We start from the raw sequence: 13,851 nt of genomic DNA, 5'->3' as shown, positions 1-13,851 counted from the left end.
AATAATGAGCGAGAATAGCAGTATGAGCGTGCGCACTTTGATCCTCGAACTTCACGAAAAATTTGCCAACTCGGTGCAGCAATCCCAGGGCCACTGGCCACTGATCCAACATGACGAACAATGGCCCAGCCCCTGTGAGACCGGTGAGCCAAGGGGGGATGGCCTGATAGCCTGGCAGGCAGTACCAAGAACGCCGGGCGGTGACTTGAATGCGCTGGCCAGTGCACTGGACACCCAATTTAGCGCTGAGCTGAATGACTTTTACGGCTCGGCTTATGGCGGCAATATTCTGCTTATGCTGGAGGGAGAAGAAGTTGAGTTGTTGCAGGCCTGGAATGAAGAGGACTTTGAGCGTTTGCAGCAGAATATCACAGGCCATGTACTGATGAAGCGCCGCCTGAAGCAAGCTGATACCGTTTTTATTGGCCTGACTGCACAGGAAGATGTGCTGATCACTGTGCAGCTGAGCAGCGGAGAAGTGTGCCTTGAGCGTGTCGGTAAGGCACCACATTCCGTGCTGGCGCCGAGCCTGAGCGTATTCCTGAGCCAATTAACGACACAGTTTTAAAGACCTGCCGGGTGATGGCCTCATCACCCCTTATTGAAAGTCCCAGGAAATATTAGAGACCAGCTCACAGGTATCACACTTAAAGTCGAAAATCCCAAACCAGGGTTCATCCAATGCCCAGTGCTCACCGCATCCCGGGCACTTACGCGCCTTTTCCTGTGCCAGACTCTCACCACCAACCCGGTACAGGTAGTAATATACGGGTTTTTTGGTGAGATAACGGATCCGTTTACTCAGGTCCAGCCCCCGCCGGGTCAGATCGCTGTCCAGGCTGGTCAACTCGTTCAGGGCGGCAAACTCGCAGCGCGTGGCGCCATTGATCTGGATCTGATCACAGGCCTGCCAGTCTTCCTGCCATTTGATTAATGCCTTGTAGTCCCCGTTGGCGATCGCCGGAATGGTGTATAGCGGAACCGGCTGAAAATCATCACCGCAATAGAGCGGGCTGCAGGTATGCACATAAGTGGTGTAAAGAATAAAGCTGGACGGAGATTGACACTGATCGGCACCATTGGCGTGAATATCCTGACCAATCACTTTTACTTTTGGGGCCAATAATCCTGCCTGTTGCAGTTGCTCAATGGCATGTTTGACAAAAGGGCTGTGATGTAGCGGATGCAAAGAGTCTTCAAGTGGACACATCACCCGGGTGATAAAAAACCCCTCTTTCAGCACGGTGGGAAATTCATCACCGATGATTTGGCCATTAAAACGCAAGGCATTGACCAGCCGGTTAATGGCCTGCTCGGCCAGTTCCAGCGTGGTGTCCTGGTAACAGTCAAAAGTAAGATCAACCACAAACATATCAGCGAGACTCCAGCAGGGCGAGTAGTTTGTCCAGCTTAGCCTCAATGCGGTCCAGCTGAGTTTGGTCCGTTTCCTGGCTTGGCTGCGCGGCCTGCTCAGTTTGTTGTTCAAGTGTTGATAACAGATCCGGATTGTTTTTGTACGCCGTCAGTCCCGCAATGATCAGGGGCATGGCGACAGGCTCTGCCAGTTTGGCTTTGGTGGTGGCAACGGTGGGGGTTTTGCCTTGCGCAACGAGTGCGGCAATTGCGTTCAAAACAGCGGGATGCATATAGCGGCCTCTGGAAAATAAAACTCACTGCATTGTAACACCTTAGCCGCAGGAACATCACCAGTAAAACCTGGCCCCGCTGTGCAAATGGCGGCGTGAACGCAGGCACTACGCACGACTAGCAGGTAAGGAGCAGACGTAACGGGCATTTTACCGCATACGCTCGCGCACTACCTTCTCGTTGCGGGTCCCTTAACGCAATCGCGCATCAAGCTCGTCGATGACTTCACTCCAGTCAGCATCCTCTCTAAGTGATTCTTCAATAAAGTGTTTTTGCCCTTCATTCCAAAATGGCGCTTCTGCTAGCAGCATATCACTGGGCAGGCTGTGCTGAGCGAAAAAAGCTTCCATACTGGCCTCACTGTTGTCTAACCCGAGCTGAGCGAATAAGTTTTTCAAATTATGTGCGCTGGTATCCATATGCCCCTCTTATTGTTTAAATAGTGCGCTATAACTATAGTAGATTTAGCACACCGACCAAGCAAATTTCGTCGGATAATCACAACAACAAGACAAGGAATCGCCATGACTAACCCGGCATCCAGCGCACAACTAACCGTTAAACACTTACTCCCCGAAGACAGTACCGTAGCTGCCAGTCTGTTATACAGGGCCTACCATGATGATAAGTTATTTAAAGATGTGCTGGGAGGCTCGGATGCGCAGACTTATGAATCACGTCTGCGTGCATTGATCCGTGAGGAGCTGTCGTGCTTTGGTCAGTCAGCTCAGCCCTTGATTGGACTGTATCAGGCGCAGTCTCTGCTCGCGATTGCGTGTGTGTTTGAAGCGCAAACTGAGTTACAGGCCTCGCGACGCTGGGACTGGCGTTTACGATTAATGATGAGCGCCGGATACCTGCAAACACAGCAGTTAATAGACAAAGAAAAAACCATTCGTGAAGCCCTGGCGGATCAGGGGCATTATTATTTTTTGTCTTTTATCGCCGTTGAGCCGCATTACCAGGGCCAGGGGCTGGGGCACCATTTATTGGATGCGCTGGATGAGCTGGTAAAAGAAAACCCCATCGCCAGTGGCCTTGGCGTGTTTGTTTCAGAGGCGGATCAGAACGCCTTTTTTCGCCAGCATGGCTATGAAAAATTTCAGGTTTTAACCTTCAAGTCAGTTCAGGGCGAACTGCTGTTTAAAACTCGAGCAGCCATTATGGAAAAAAGCCTGTGAGACTTTTCTCACAAGGTTGTAGGTGAAGGCGTTTTAGACCTGCTGTTTTAACCCCTAAAAACAATTAACACTATGAATGGTAATGAGTTTTTTATTGTTTCATGTAAATGACGAAAAAAACATGCGAAAAAGCGCCTTTTTCATTGTCCAGGATTGCGTAAACTTAATCATGTTCAAGGACGGAAGGACACCAGCGCCAGGAAGAGGTGAAGCGGACAGAGTCAGGATGGCTCGGATAACATCAGGATGATGTTACCCAAAGGACGGTCAGGAGCGCTTAGGAAAAGTGAAGTGGATAGAGTCAGGATGGCTCAGACAACATCAGGACGATGTTAAACAAAGGAAGGTCAGGAGCGCTTAGGAAAAGCGAAGTGGACAGAGTCAGGATGGCTCAGACAACATCAGGACGATGTGAACCAAAGGAAAGTCAGGAGCGCTTGGGATAAGCGAAGTGGACAGAGTCAGGATGGCTCAGACAACATCAGGACGATGTTAAGCAAAGGAAGGTCGGGAGCGCTTAGGAAAAGCGAAGTGGATAGAGTCAGGATGGCTCAGGCAGCATCAGGACGATGTTAACCAAAGGAAGGTCAGGAGCGCTTAGGAAAAGCGAAGTGGATAGAGTCAGGATGGCTCAGGCAGCATCAGGACGATGTTAACCAAAGGAAGGTCAGGAGCGCTTGGGATAAGCGAAGGGGATAGAGTCAGGATGGCTCAGACAACATCTGGACGATGTGAACCAAAGGAAGGTCAGGAGCGCTTAGGATAAGCGAAGTGGATAGAGTCAGGATGGCTCAGGCAACATCAGGACGATGTTAAACAAGGAAATGTCGGGAGCGCTTAGGAAAAGCGAAGAGGATAGAGTCAGGATGGCTCAAATAACATCAGGACGATGTGAACCAAAGGAAGGTCAGGAGCGCTTAGGATAAGCGAAGTGGATAGAGTCAGGATGGCTCAGGACACAAAAGGGCGTTGTTTATAAAAGGAATAGGGAAGACACGTCGACAGGTGCGAAACAGTTCACATCGGCCGACAAAGGATGTGCTTGGATGCGGTAAGGATATCTACAGGATGTAACCTATCGGATGAAGTCAGGGAAGAAGATCGGGTGTGTCAGGATGTATACCCGTTCAGGGGATGATGAAGCTTGGCGGCTTGCTAGTTTGTTGTAGGCAGAGGTATCGGATACCTCCCAGGAAATTCGTCAGATTGGGGCGTAGCGCAAGGGTTACGCCTTGGTTTTTTTGTTTAAGTCACCACACAGTACTCTTTACTATCACACCTTAAGTTCACCTAACACATCAACTCAAATGGTCAATTACTGTTGCATGAGCAGCGCTGTAACATCAGCCCATTCGGTGCGGCGGAATATCCATCTTTTTAAGGCGCAGGTTTTCAAGGTGCATAGTGCCGGTATAGGCACTTTGCTGATCTGAGCTGAACTCAAAGGCAAATTGACTTTTTATTCCCAGCCTGCCATTACTCAGCACTGCGAGCCTGCGTTTAACACAGGCGACACTGAGTAGCTGGACATTGAGCTTTTCAGCTTGTCCAACCGCATGCTGTTGTGCCGCTTCTGCTATCTGGCGGCCAAACCAAAAGAACGCAATGACTGCGCCGATAAGAATAAAAAGCCAAAGAGTGATCATCGTTTAAATAGCCTGCCTATTGCTCTGGACAGTGTTTCACTGCGATTTTCTGTTCTAAGTAGAGCTAATACATGTGGGCGCAGTGTTGGAATTGCAACCAGATCGGCGAAAATGCTTTCAAATAAGCCGTCCACTTCCGTGTTGTGAGCGGCACAATCCATCAGTTTGATAAGCCTTGATGAGTCGGTCAGTGTCTCCCAGCAACGTCCTGTAATGGTCAGTTGCAGATCAGCCTGCGTAGCGAGTGGAGAATCCAGAATGGTGTCTACGGCCTCAGCAATCAGCCCCAGACTATGGCTGCCAGATAAGGCTCTGAGGTGATTTATGCTGGCTGTCAGATCTTCGCTTTCTACTGCTGTTTTCAGGCCGCTAAGCAAGTGCTCGGTCAGCTCAACGCCAATGGCCACGTGCTCCAGCATGGCAGCCAAAGGAGATTGCACTTGTGCGGGAAGGTGTGACCAGCAGGCTTTCAAATTATCACGATTGCTGCCGTGCTCCAGACGCATGGCAAAGTCGGCCAGGCCCTGTACCGCCAGGTTTTGCCACTGATCCAGCCCCAGCTTTTGTGCAAAATACAGTTCGGCATATTCGTAATATTGTGACGCCGGACGTTTGAGTTCAGTTTTCAGTAAAGCATTAAACGCGGCCAGTTTATTGGCGTTAGGCGCATAGACATAGGGGTTGTTATCCAGTTTGCCTTGCGCCGCTTCGCCGGTGAGCTGCGTACCTAACGCGTCAATCACCATAGAGGCAAAGTGGTCACGGCTGGCTGCAACCAGCTTGCTCTGTTCATCCAGCGGTAGCTTCAGAAACCATACATATGGGTCCTGGGTCGCCTGGTTATCCCAGAACTGGATAGCCAATAGGGCATGACCGGCGAGCGGATAAGGGTAGGGCACCTGAGTGGTTTCGATTTGCGCAAACTGCTTTTTATCGATTTTGGTTATGCGACGGCCAATATCATAGGCGCGCCATTGCGTGCCGGCTGAAGTCAGTAGTTCACCTAAAGTCGTAATTTGCGCTGTCATTTTCATCTCACTTTATTGCGTTGAGGCGCGATTATAACGTTATTTATGGTCACTGGTAAGGGTGACCATAAAGATACAAACGCCCGGGTTTGATGGGGTATAATGGGGTTTTGTATTTGTGTGAGGAAGCACTATGGATCACCCTGTATGGCAATTGCTCGACGAGCTGGAGCACACGCTGCGCGAGGCAGAGCTTTGGCAGGCAAAGCCAGTCCCGGCACAGGCGTTATTGTCTGTGCAGCCATTTTGTTGCGATACGTTACGTTTTGAGCAGTGGTTGCAGTTTGTTTTTATCGTTAAGATGCGTGCACTCATACAAAGCGGCGCAGCCTTACCGGCTAATATGGCCATCGCCCCAATGGCAGAAGTCAGCTTCGCACAACACCCTGACTATCAAGCATTGCACAGTGTGTTACAGCGCTTAGACTCAGTTGTATCGGAGTCGGCCCCATGTTAGAAATCGTTTATCAGGATGAGCACTATGTGGCGGTCAATAAGCCATCGGGTTTGCTGGTTCATCGCTCGTTTTTAGACAAGCATGAAACGCAGTTTGCGATGCAGATGCTCAGAGATCAGCTGGGGCAGCATGTCTTCCCTGTCCACCGACTTGACCGGCCCACTTCGGGTGTTCTGTTGTTTGCGCTGAGCTCAGAGGCGGCGCGCGATATGAATCAGGTATTTATCGACGGGACCGTACAAAAGCGTTATCTGGCCTTGGTTCGTGGCTTCGCACCCGCAGACGTCTATGTTGATAAACCATTGAAAGAACAGCTGGATAAAATTGCCGACAAATTCGCGGATCAGGATAAAGCCCCCCAGGAAGCACAGACTCAGTTCAATTGTTTGCACCAGGCAACGCTGAATATCCCGCTCGGTAAATACCCCAGCATTCGTTACTCTTTGGTGGAGTGTTTTCCTAAAACAGGTCGTAAACACCAGATCCGGCGCCATCTTAACCACCTTAACCACCCCATCATTGGTGATGTAAACCACGGGGATAACAAGCAGAACCATTTTTTTCAGGATCATTTTGGCATTCGCCGCCTGATGTTGTTTGCAACTGAGCTGAAGTTTTTGCATCCTTATAGTCAACAACCGATCACCATTCGCGCCAGTCTGGGAGAAGGTATGTTGAACCTGTGCAAACAGCTGGGCTGGCCAGACACCGAAAAGGACTACCAATAATGGCATCAATTACACTGTTTGTCGGCTCCGTATTTGGCAATGCAGAGAACCTGGCAGAAGAAGTTAAACAAGATATTGAGCAGCAAGGGCACAGTGCAATCATTGCCGAGCTACCGACGCTGGAGCAGGTGCAAGGGGCAGAAAACCTGTTGTTTATATCTTCGACCACCGGACAAGGCGATATTCCAGATAATCTGCTACCTTTAATATTGCAAATGCAAAGTCAGTTTCCCATGCTGACGGGGAAAACCGTAGGAGTTGTTGCCCTGGGCGACAGTAGTTACGGTGACACCTTTTGTGGTGCCGGGCGTCAGATAGATACTTTAATTCAGGAGCTCAACGCCACAGTGACGGAGCCTCGGCTGGATGTAGACGCGTGCGAACACTTTGAGCCCTACGAAGCGGTTGCCCCCTGGCTGAAAAAGTGGCTGCAACATTTTTGATGAGCTTACGACTAATCATGTATAAAAGCCGCTGATGTCAGCGGCTTTTCTATATCTAAATAGGCTATGAGCTTTTCACATCAACAGTCAGTTTTAACTTCTGACCTGGCTGAAGATACTTCTGACCAGCAAGTTTATTCCACTTAACAATTTCACTGACGGTCAGGTTAAACTTGGCCGCGATCCGTGCCAGAGAATCCCCTTTACGTACCTTATAGGTAATGGTGCGTTCTGTGGTATTCGCAACCGGTTGAGTCGTGGTTTGGCTTTGGTAGATAGTGAGCTTCTGGCCAAGCTTGAGTACCGAATTGGCCTTGAGTTTATTCCATTTGGCCAGTTGCGCGACAGTGACATCATACTCACGGCTGATATCCCACAGGGTATCACCGCTGGTGACTGTGTGGGTTTTCTTGTTGCGCGTTGCCTTGTTCGCTGCGCTGCGCACCGCATCCGGTAAATGCTCACTTTGCAGTTCGCCGTCACTGAGTGGAACCAGTAGCTTCTGACCCACCCGGATAATGTGCGAATCCAGTTTGTTGAGCGAGCGAATGGCACTGGTGCTGGTGGAAAACTTTTTGGCGATCACTGACAGGCTATCGCCACGGGCGACGGTGTAGTATTGCCAGCGCAGACGATCTTTTATTGGCGTACTGGCAAGGCGTGATTTAAATGCGTCTATCTTATCTGCCGGCAGCAACAGGGTATGTGGTCCGTTCGGATCGGTGGCCCAGCGGTTAAAGCCCGGGTTCAGGCGATAAAGCTCAGTAAGGGATATGTCGGCCATTTCAGCCGCCAGCGCCAAGTCGATCTGCGACCCCACTTCCACGCTATCAACCACCTGGGCATTGATGATCTTGTTCCACTTAACGTTAAACTCATCCTGACGCTTTAACAAGTCAGACAATGCCAGCAGCTTAGGCACGTAGGCAGTGGTTTCGCGTGGCAGGTCCAAAGACCAGAAATCGGTCGGTAAGTGCTTCTTACGATTCTTACGAATGGCCTTTAGCAGTCGGCCTTCTCCAGAGTTGTAGGCTGCAATGGCATTGAGCCAGTCGCCTTCCAGAGTTTTATGCAGGTAAGTGAGGTAATCCAGTGCGGCACGGGTTGACTGAACGATATCGCGACGACCGTCGTACCACCAGTTTTGTTTGAGATCGAAGCGCTCGCCAGTTTGCGGCATAAATTGCCAAATTCCAGATGCGCTGCGGTGAGAATACCCGAACGGATCGAAGGCGCTTTCTACGATTGGCAGCAGGGCAATTTCAATCGGCATCTCGCGTTTTTCAACTTCTTCAACAATATAGTAAAGATAAGGTTCGGCGCGTTTTGAAATACGATCCAGATAAGCCTGGTGGCGCTGATAGTAGTTACGCTCTGCGACCACAGGACGGTTTTGCGGCACATCAATAGACAGCTGATAGCGGATCCGCTCCCAGACGTCGTCAAACACCGGTGGTGGCTCATCGGCTTCCACGGGTTCCTGAATGGCACTCATCAGAGTGTCGCTGATCTCGGCCGGACTGGCATGATCCAGTTGTTCGGCTTGTTCAATTGTCGGGCTGTCGAACGTAGTTTGACAACCGCTCAGCAGTGCTGATACTAGCAGCAGCAAGAGAGGCTTTTTCATAAAACTCGGTCATTGATCCATGGTCAGGGTACGGCGCCGCAGAAAAATCCACAGCTAAAACCCGTCAATGTTAACTGTTTAGTTGTAAAAATTAAAGCAGTGCCTAAAAATTATCCTTCCATTGTCTGAGCGCGGCAAACCTTTGCCAGTTTTCACTTCCCTCGGTTTGCATATCAACCGGTAAAGTATTTAGCATATGTGGCAGGTTCGCCCGCATAAAAGGGTTGATGCTTAACTCGCGTGCGATTGTAGTGGGCAATGTCGGCTGCGCCTGAGCGCGTTGCTGCTCTCCCCATTGTTGCCACTGAGTTATGTCTTTATTCTCTGGTTCGACTGCAGCGGCAAACGCCAGATTGGCCTGGGTATACTCATGTGTGCAGTAAATTTGGCATTGCGCAGGTAACTGGGATAGCCGTTGTAATGACCGCCACATTTGCTGCGGGCTGCCCTCAAATAAACGACCACAGCCTGCGCTGAACAGAGTGTCACCGGTAAATGCCAGCTTAGGGGTCAGGTAGCAGATATGATCCAGTGTGTGTCCGGGGGTGTGAATGATAGCAAAGTCCAGCCCGGCAATGGTCACCCTATCACCGTCATGCAAAGGGTGTGTAATGCCATTAAAGGGCGTATTGTGCGGACCATATACCGCCAGTTCACCATAATGCGCGCGCAAAGGGGCAATGCCATCGGTGTGATCCCAGTGATAGTGTGTAACTAAAACGCCTGCCAACTGTTTTTCCGCTGCCGTGGCAAACTCAATGACGGGCTCGCTTTGTCCCGGGTCAACGACCCACATCAGATTGCTATCTGACGGACATATTGCCCAGATATAATTGTCACTGAAGGCCTTGATGGGGTGGATCTGCACTGCGACTTGCGCCATAACTCATTGCTCTATAAAGTGAAGGTGTAACTAGTATAGCGAGTGCGTATCATGAAACCAGCTCTAAGTTTTCAGCAGGGGCCCAAGCCCTATCAGTGGCAGGATTTTCCACATGGTGATTATGTGCGCGCGGGCATTGAAAGGCGAATGGCCAACTGGTTACCTCGCATGTTTGGTTACCATATGCTCAAGCTGGGTTGTTTGAGCGGCCAGCTCGACACATCCTTAAGCCCCATCAGCCACCAGATCTGCGTCGCACCGGAGGGAGAGCATGTTGGAGTGCTGGCTGAGATTGACGAATTACCTTTTTATGAACACAGTGTAGATGCCTGCATACTCAGCCAGTGTCTGGAGTATCATTCTGATCCCCACCATATTTTACGGGAGGCGCACCGCACCTTGATCCCAGGTGGGTATATTGTGATCAGCGGGTTTAACCCCTTTAGCTTGTGTGGCCTGGCGCATTTGTTGCCCTTTAGCAAAGAAAAGCTGCCCTGGTCCGGGCGCTTTTTTACGCCGTCGCGGGTTAAAGACTGGCTGGATCTGCTGGGGTTTGAAATTCTAGCTGATGAGCGTTTTGTCCATGCCTCACTGGCCAGGGGCTCTCGTTTATCGCGTTTTGCGCCCTGGCGCCGCTTTTGCCGACATTATATGAAGCCGATGGGCAGTGTCTATTTGCTGGTGGCCCGCAAACGGGTTGCCCCTTTAACGCCGATTAAACCTAAATGGCATGCCCGGCCCAAATGGACGCCAGCAGTAAAAGGGGCGCGACTGAAACACAGCCGCAATCAGGAACAAGGCTAGGCGGCTACTCGCTCTGGTAGCCGGTATCTTCTAACAGGTCGCTGCCACCGGCGGCGTCGCGGGCCAGATCGTCAACCAGTTCGTTGTACTTATTACCAGCATGTCCCTTTACCCAGCGCCATTCAACGGTATGACGCTGCACGGCGGTATCCAGGCGCTGCCATAAGTCGACATTTTTAACCGGCTTTTTGGCGGCAGTTTTCCAGTTACGCTTTTTCCAGTTTGCCAGCCAGGATTCAATGCCCTGTTTCACATACTGACTGTCGGTATACAAAATGACCTGGCAGGGGCGCTTGAGGGTTTCGAGTGCAACAATGGCTGCCAGCATCTCCATGCGGTTATTAGTGGTGAGCCGATATCCGGCGCTGAGGGTTTTTTCATGACCCTGATAACTGAGGTACACACCATAGCCGCCGGGTCCCGGATTGCCTAAGCAGGAACCGTCGGTATAGATCTCTACGGATTTTTGCACGAATTCGCCTGTTTTTATGTAAAATACTCCAATAGACGCTAACCATAGCAAAGTTAGGCAAACGACGATATGCATAAAAGACAAATAGTACTGGATACAGAAACCACGGGCATCGACCCCAAAGAAGGTCACAGGATCATTGAGATCGGTTGTGTGGAGTTAGTGAATCGTCGTCTGACCGGCAATAATTTTCACGTATATATCAATCCACAACGTGGCATTGAAGAAGAAGCCATAGACGTGCACGGTATTACCAACGAGTTTTTGCGAGATAAACCGTTTTTCCATCAGATTGCCCAGGAGTTCTACGACTATATTCAGGGCGCTGAGCTGGTGATCCACAATGCCCCGTTCGACGTCGGCTTTATGGACCACGAGTTTGCTATGCTCAACCAGGGGTTTGCAAAAACCCATGATGTATGTGAAGTCTTAGATACGCTGGTTATGGCGCGCGACTTGCATCCGGGTCAGAAGAACAGCCTTGATGCCTTGTGTCGCCGTTATGATATAGATAACTCTAAGCGTACGCTGCACGGCGCATTGCTGGATTCCGAGATCCTGTCGGATGTTTATCTGGCCATGACGGGCGGCCAGAAGAAGCTCAATCTGGCGCAACATAATGAGCAGGCTCAGCAGGGCAGTGGCGGTGGAATTCGCCGGTTAAGTGCTGAGCGAGCGCCGCTAAAGGTGGTGATGGCGACTGCCGATGAGCTGGACGCCCATGAAGCGCGTATGGAGCTGGTCAACAAGGCCAGTGGCCAAAGTTTGTGGCAGCAATAAAGGCTGCCAGGGGCAAGGTCAGTGTCTAAAGAGAACGATTAATTTATATGGGGTAAACGAGCATGCGGATCGGCTTAGCAGGATTGATGTTACTATATAGCGCGTTGTTCAGCGCGATGACGATGGCCGACACACCGCAAATTACGCTGCTTGAGCGTGACGGTAAAATCAATGAAATTCCGCTGCTGGATAATCGCTTTCGCATTGATCACAATGTGAAGAAAATCACGCTCCTCTTCTTTCGTGCTCCCGGTACGCCGGCCGTGGTGCTGGTGAAACCCGATGGCAGTAAGTATTACGCAACACACGCCATCGCGGAAGAAAAACTCGAATGGTATGACGAAATAAGTTATGACCTGGTGATAGTGACGGATCCTATGCCTGGTCCCTGGCAGGTGTTGGGGCAGATCCGCCAGGACAGCCGCGTGATGGTATTAGGCGACATTGAATTACAAGTCGACCCCTTACCGCCTTTGATATTCCGTGGTGAAATGCTGAAAATTCAGGGGCAAGTGACCAATGATGGCCAGCCTGTCGATATCGGTTATTTCCGCGATGTGGTCACCCTCTATGTGGAATTTGTCAGTACCAACAATGATCAGTACGCCAACTTTGGCGCAGGCACCCAAAGTGTGGCCGAGTTTAAAGACGATGGCCGTGAGTTTGATGAGCGCCCGCTTGATGGCATCTTCACTGGCGAATTCCGGCTCAACTTCCCTGCCGGCGAGTGGCAACCTGAGTTCTTTATAGAAACTCCCATTCTTAAGCGTCGGGTTGTGAAAGATCCCATTATTATTGCAGAGCCGCCATTTTCTTTTGACTTGATGCTGGCGGGGCCGGAAGAATTTGAGCACCAGCTGACTATCCGGCTGGCCTCAGAGGTGGTGAAGCCCGAAACCGTGATCTTCCAGGGCAAGATTTTATATCCCAATGGCGAAGAGCAGATGTTTACCCTCAGTGGTGAGGAACGTTTATACCGGCAGCTGGCCATTAAGAACTATGACTGGGGAAGATATAGTGTGGAGCTGTCAGCCTTTGGCGAAAACATTAATGGTCGTGAATTTATGGCCCGCCTGCCAGATTATAACTTTGAAATAGAACGTCCCATTGAAAAGGTACCTGAATTGCCCGAGTCAGAGCGGCCAACACAACGTACGGTCACAGTGCCTGAACCTGAACCGGGACTCAGTACCGGGGCCATTGTTGCCATTGTGCTGGTTGGCAATCTGCTGATCCTGCTATTGGGTTGGCTGGCAGTGCGCATCTTTGTACAGAAAAAGCCCATCAAACTTAAAATAAGTCTGCCCTTTATTGGTAAGAAAAAGCAGTTAGATTTAGAAGAGTTAGAAGACGATACAGAAAAGTCCGGCAAACAGAGTTCAAAAAATGATAAATCAGCTGATATTTTGAACCTTTCGATGTCGGATGACTAAAAATCCCCGATTTTTTCAAAAAAGGTGTTGACTCTTAAGGGGGGCATTCGTATTATTCACGCCGCTGTCAGGGAGCACACCTGAACAGCGAGAGAACAAGATGCTGCGGAGTGGTAGTTCAGTTGGTTAGAATACCGGCCTGTCACGCCGGGGGTCGCGGGTTCGAGTCCCGTCCACTCCGCCATTTACATTTTCTCTATAAGCGCACGCTGGAGTGGTAGTTCAGTTGGTTAGAATACCGGCCTGTCACGCCGGGGGTCGCGGGTTCGAGTCCCGTCCACTCCGCCAATCGCTTATCCTGTGCAGTACTTCTTTGGAGTGGTAGTTCAGTTGGTTAGAATACCGGCCTGTCACGCCGGGGGTCGCGGGTTCGAGTCCCGTCCACTCCGCCAACACCTTTAAGAAGTACACCGAGCTAAACCACCGTGGAGTGGTAGTTCAGTTGGTTAGAATACCGGCCTGTCACGCCGGGGGTCGCGGGTTCGAGTCCCGTCCACTCCGCCATCTAGCCAGGGTTTAGTTTGGATTATCAGGTTAAATGTAGTCTGAGTTTATGACAAAACGACGTCACTAACATCGTTATTTACTCGTGGAGTGGTAGTTCAGTTGGTTAGAATACCGGCCTGTCACGCCGGGGGTCGCGGGTTCGAGTCCCGTCCACTCCGCCAACATTTTAACGAGTAAAAAATTGCATTATATCTCTGCGGAGTGGTAGTTCAGTT

At 50.5% G+C, this 13,851-nt stretch carries 16 protein-coding genes and 5 tRNA genes; 13 read left to right on the top strand and 8 right to left on the bottom strand.

Annotation, left to right across the window (positions count from 1 at the left end; translation table 11 throughout):
* Nucleotides 1-22: 22 nt before the first annotated feature.
* The gene (gene syd, locus TW77_RS20620) at nt 23-568 is read left to right on the top strand and encodes a SecY-interacting protein (protein WP_046006856.1); all 546 of its coding nucleotides are present in this window, start codon (nt 23-25) and stop codon (nt 566-568) included.
* Between the two features lie 30 nt (nt 569-598).
* On the opposite strand, the gene TW77_RS20615 is transcribed toward syd, so the two are convergent.
* From TW77_RS20615 to TW77_RS20605, 3 genes are all read right to left on the bottom strand, one after another.
* Nucleotides 599-1,372, bottom strand: coding sequence for a Zn-ribbon-containing protein (locus tag TW77_RS20615; protein ID WP_046006855.1), 774 nt, complete (start codon nt 1,370-1,372; stop codon nt 599-601).
* Nucleotide 1,373: 1 nt separating this feature from the next.
* On the bottom strand, nt 1,374-1,646 hold the full coding sequence (locus TW77_RS20610; RefSeq protein ID WP_046006854.1) for a hypothetical protein: 273 nt from the start codon (nt 1,644-1,646) through the stop codon (nt 1,374-1,376).
* A gap of 192 nt (nt 1,647-1,838) precedes the next feature.
* Nucleotides 1,839-2,066, bottom strand: coding sequence for a DUF2789 domain-containing protein (locus TW77_RS20605; RefSeq protein WP_046006853.1), 228 nt, complete (start codon nt 2,064-2,066; stop codon nt 1,839-1,841).
* A 105-nt stretch (nt 2,067-2,171) separates the two neighbouring features.
* On the opposite strand from TW77_RS20605, the gene TW77_RS20600 reads away from it, so the two are divergent.
* A complete protein-coding gene (locus TW77_RS20600; protein ID WP_046006852.1) occupies nt 2,172-2,828 on the top strand; it encodes a GNAT family N-acetyltransferase in 657 nt (218 codons plus the stop codon).
* Between the two features lie 1,343 nt (nt 2,829-4,171).
* On the opposite strand, the gene TW77_RS20595 is transcribed toward TW77_RS20600, so the two are convergent.
* Together TW77_RS20595 and TW77_RS20590 are read right to left on the bottom strand one after the other, a co-directional pair.
* Nucleotides 4,172-4,474, bottom strand: coding sequence for a DUF3301 domain-containing protein (locus TW77_RS20595; protein WP_046006851.1), 303 nt, complete (start codon nt 4,472-4,474; stop codon nt 4,172-4,174).
* Nucleotides 4,471-5,502, bottom strand: a complete 1,032-nt coding sequence (locus tag TW77_RS20590) for a DUF3549 family protein (RefSeq protein WP_046006850.1) — start codon at nt 5,500-5,502, stop codon at nt 4,471-4,473. Before TW77_RS20590 ends, TW77_RS20595 begins: the two co-directional genes overlap by 4 nt.
* Nucleotides 5,503-5,635: 133 nt before the next feature.
* Here TW77_RS20590 and TW77_RS20585 point away from each other — a divergent pair, with 133 nt between their 5' ends.
* The 3 genes from TW77_RS20585 to TW77_RS20575 are packed head-to-tail and all read left to right on the top strand — an operon-like array spanning nt 5,636 to nt 7,130.
* Nucleotides 5,636-5,959, top strand: coding sequence for a YqcC family protein (locus TW77_RS20585; protein WP_046006849.1), 324 nt, complete (start codon nt 5,636-5,638; stop codon nt 5,957-5,959).
* Nucleotides 5,953-6,687, top strand: coding sequence for a tRNA pseudouridine(65) synthase TruC (gene truC, locus TW77_RS20580; protein ID WP_046006848.1), 735 nt, complete (start codon nt 5,953-5,955; stop codon nt 6,685-6,687). The genes TW77_RS20585 and truC overlap by 7 nt, the downstream gene beginning before the upstream one ends.
* Nucleotides 6,687-7,130, top strand: a complete 444-nt coding sequence (locus tag TW77_RS20575) for a flavodoxin domain-containing protein (RefSeq protein WP_046006847.1) — start codon at nt 6,687-6,689, stop codon at nt 7,128-7,130. Before truC ends, TW77_RS20575 begins: the two co-directional genes overlap by 1 nt.
* A gap of 64 nt (nt 7,131-7,194) precedes the next feature.
* On the opposite strand, the gene TW77_RS20570 is transcribed toward TW77_RS20575, so the two are convergent.
* Both TW77_RS20570 and gloB read right to left on the bottom strand, forming a co-directional pair.
* Nucleotides 7,195-8,757, bottom strand: a complete 1,563-nt coding sequence (locus TW77_RS20570; RefSeq protein WP_046006846.1) for a lytic transglycosylase — start codon at nt 8,755-8,757, stop codon at nt 7,195-7,197.
* Nucleotides 8,758-8,860: 103 nt separating this feature from the next.
* Entirely contained in the window at nt 8,861-9,640 is a 780-nt protein-coding gene (gloB, locus tag TW77_RS20565; RefSeq protein ID WP_046006845.1) for a hydroxyacylglutathione hydrolase, read from the bottom strand.
* Nucleotides 9,641-9,691: 51 nt separating this feature from the next.
* Between gloB and TW77_RS20560 the strand changes: the two genes are divergently transcribed.
* Nucleotides 9,692-10,444, top strand: coding sequence for a class I SAM-dependent methyltransferase (locus tag TW77_RS20560; protein ID WP_046006844.1), 753 nt, complete (start codon nt 9,692-9,694; stop codon nt 10,442-10,444).
* Between the two features lie 4 nt (nt 10,445-10,448).
* On the opposite strand, the gene rnhA is transcribed toward TW77_RS20560, so the two are convergent.
* A complete protein-coding gene (rnhA, locus tag TW77_RS20555) occupies nt 10,449-10,916 on the bottom strand; it encodes a ribonuclease HI (RefSeq protein WP_046006843.1) in 468 nt (155 codons plus the stop codon).
* Nucleotides 10,917-10,985: 69 nt separating this feature from the next.
* Between rnhA and dnaQ the strand changes: the two genes are divergently transcribed.
* From dnaQ to TW77_RS20520, 7 genes are all read left to right on the top strand, one after another.
* Nucleotides 10,986-11,696, top strand: a complete 711-nt coding sequence (gene dnaQ / locus TW77_RS20550) for a DNA polymerase III subunit epsilon (protein WP_046006842.1) — start codon at nt 10,986-10,988, stop codon at nt 11,694-11,696.
* Nucleotides 11,697-11,782: 86 nt separating this feature from the next.
* Nucleotides 11,783-13,129, top strand: coding sequence for a TIGR03503 family protein (locus tag TW77_RS20545; RefSeq protein ID WP_240479527.1), 1,347 nt, complete (start codon nt 11,783-11,785; stop codon nt 13,127-13,129).
* Between the two features lie 107 nt (nt 13,130-13,236).
* Nucleotides 13,237-13,313: transfer RNA gene (locus TW77_RS20540), tRNA-Asp, on the top strand.
* A gap of 27 nt (nt 13,314-13,340) precedes the next feature.
* Nucleotides 13,341-13,417: transfer RNA gene (locus TW77_RS20535), tRNA-Asp, on the top strand.
* Between the two features lie 27 nt (nt 13,418-13,444).
* A tRNA-Asp gene (locus TW77_RS20530) sits at nt 13,445-13,521 on the top strand.
* A gap of 35 nt (nt 13,522-13,556) precedes the next feature.
* Nucleotides 13,557-13,633, top strand: a tRNA-Asp gene (locus tag TW77_RS20525).
* Between the two features lie 87 nt (nt 13,634-13,720).
* Nucleotides 13,721-13,797 (top strand) — tRNA-Asp (locus TW77_RS20520).
* Nucleotides 13,798-13,851 lie beyond the last annotated feature (54 nt).

Source organism: Pseudoalteromonas rubra, assembly GCF_000967655.1.
Classification (GTDB): Bacteria; Pseudomonadota; Gammaproteobacteria; order Enterobacterales; family Alteromonadaceae; genus Pseudoalteromonas; species Pseudoalteromonas rubra_A.
The sequence above is the reverse complement of the archived record's forward strand: the minus strand, read 5'-3'. Positions and strand labels throughout refer to the sequence as shown.

Excerpts from the sequence above, each read along its gene's own strand:
- TW77_RS20590 (WP_046006850.1), bottom strand. The coding sequence starts at position 5,502 with ATGACAGCGCAAATTACGACTTTAGGTGAACTACTGACTTCAGCCGGC.
- TW77_RS20560 (WP_046006844.1), top strand. The coding sequence starts at position 9,692 with ATGAAACCAGCTCTAAGTTTTCAGCAGGGGCCCAAGCCCTATCAGTGG.
- TW77_RS20615 (WP_046006855.1), bottom strand. The coding sequence starts at position 1,372 with ATGTTTGTGGTTGATCTTACTTTTGACTGTTACCAGGACACCACGCTG.
- truC (WP_046006848.1), top strand. The coding sequence starts at position 5,953 with ATGTTAGAAATCGTTTATCAGGATGAGCACTATGTGGCGGTCAATAAG.
- TW77_RS20610 (WP_046006854.1), bottom strand. The coding sequence starts at position 1,646 with ATGCATCCCGCTGTTTTGAACGCAATTGCCGCACTCGTTGCGCAAGGC.
- dnaQ (WP_046006842.1), top strand. The coding sequence starts at position 10,986 with ATGCATAAAAGACAAATAGTACTGGATACAGAAACCACGGGCATCGAC.
- TW77_RS20600 (WP_046006852.1), top strand. The coding sequence starts at position 2,172 with ATGACTAACCCGGCATCCAGCGCACAACTAACCGTTAAACACTTACTC.
- gloB (WP_046006845.1), bottom strand. The coding sequence starts at position 9,640 with ATGGCGCAAGTCGCAGTGCAGATCCACCCCATCAAGGCCTTCAGTGAC.
- syd (WP_046006856.1), top strand. The coding sequence starts at position 23 with ATGAGCGTGCGCACTTTGATCCTCGAACTTCACGAAAAATTTGCCAAC.
- TW77_RS20545 (WP_240479527.1), top strand. The coding sequence starts at position 11,783 with ATGTTACTATATAGCGCGTTGTTCAGCGCGATGACGATGGCCGACACA.
- TW77_RS20605 (WP_046006853.1), bottom strand. The coding sequence starts at position 2,066 with ATGGATACCAGCGCACATAATTTGAAAAACTTATTCGCTCAGCTCGGG.
- TW77_RS20570 (WP_046006846.1), bottom strand. The coding sequence starts at position 8,757 with ATGAAAAAGCCTCTCTTGCTGCTGCTAGTATCAGCACTGCTGAGCGGT.
- TW77_RS20585 (WP_046006849.1), top strand. The coding sequence starts at position 5,636 with ATGGATCACCCTGTATGGCAATTGCTCGACGAGCTGGAGCACACGCTG.
- TW77_RS20575 (WP_046006847.1), top strand. The coding sequence starts at position 6,687 with ATGGCATCAATTACACTGTTTGTCGGCTCCGTATTTGGCAATGCAGAG.
- TW77_RS20595 (WP_046006851.1), bottom strand. The coding sequence starts at position 4,474 with ATGATCACTCTTTGGCTTTTTATTCTTATCGGCGCAGTCATTGCGTTC.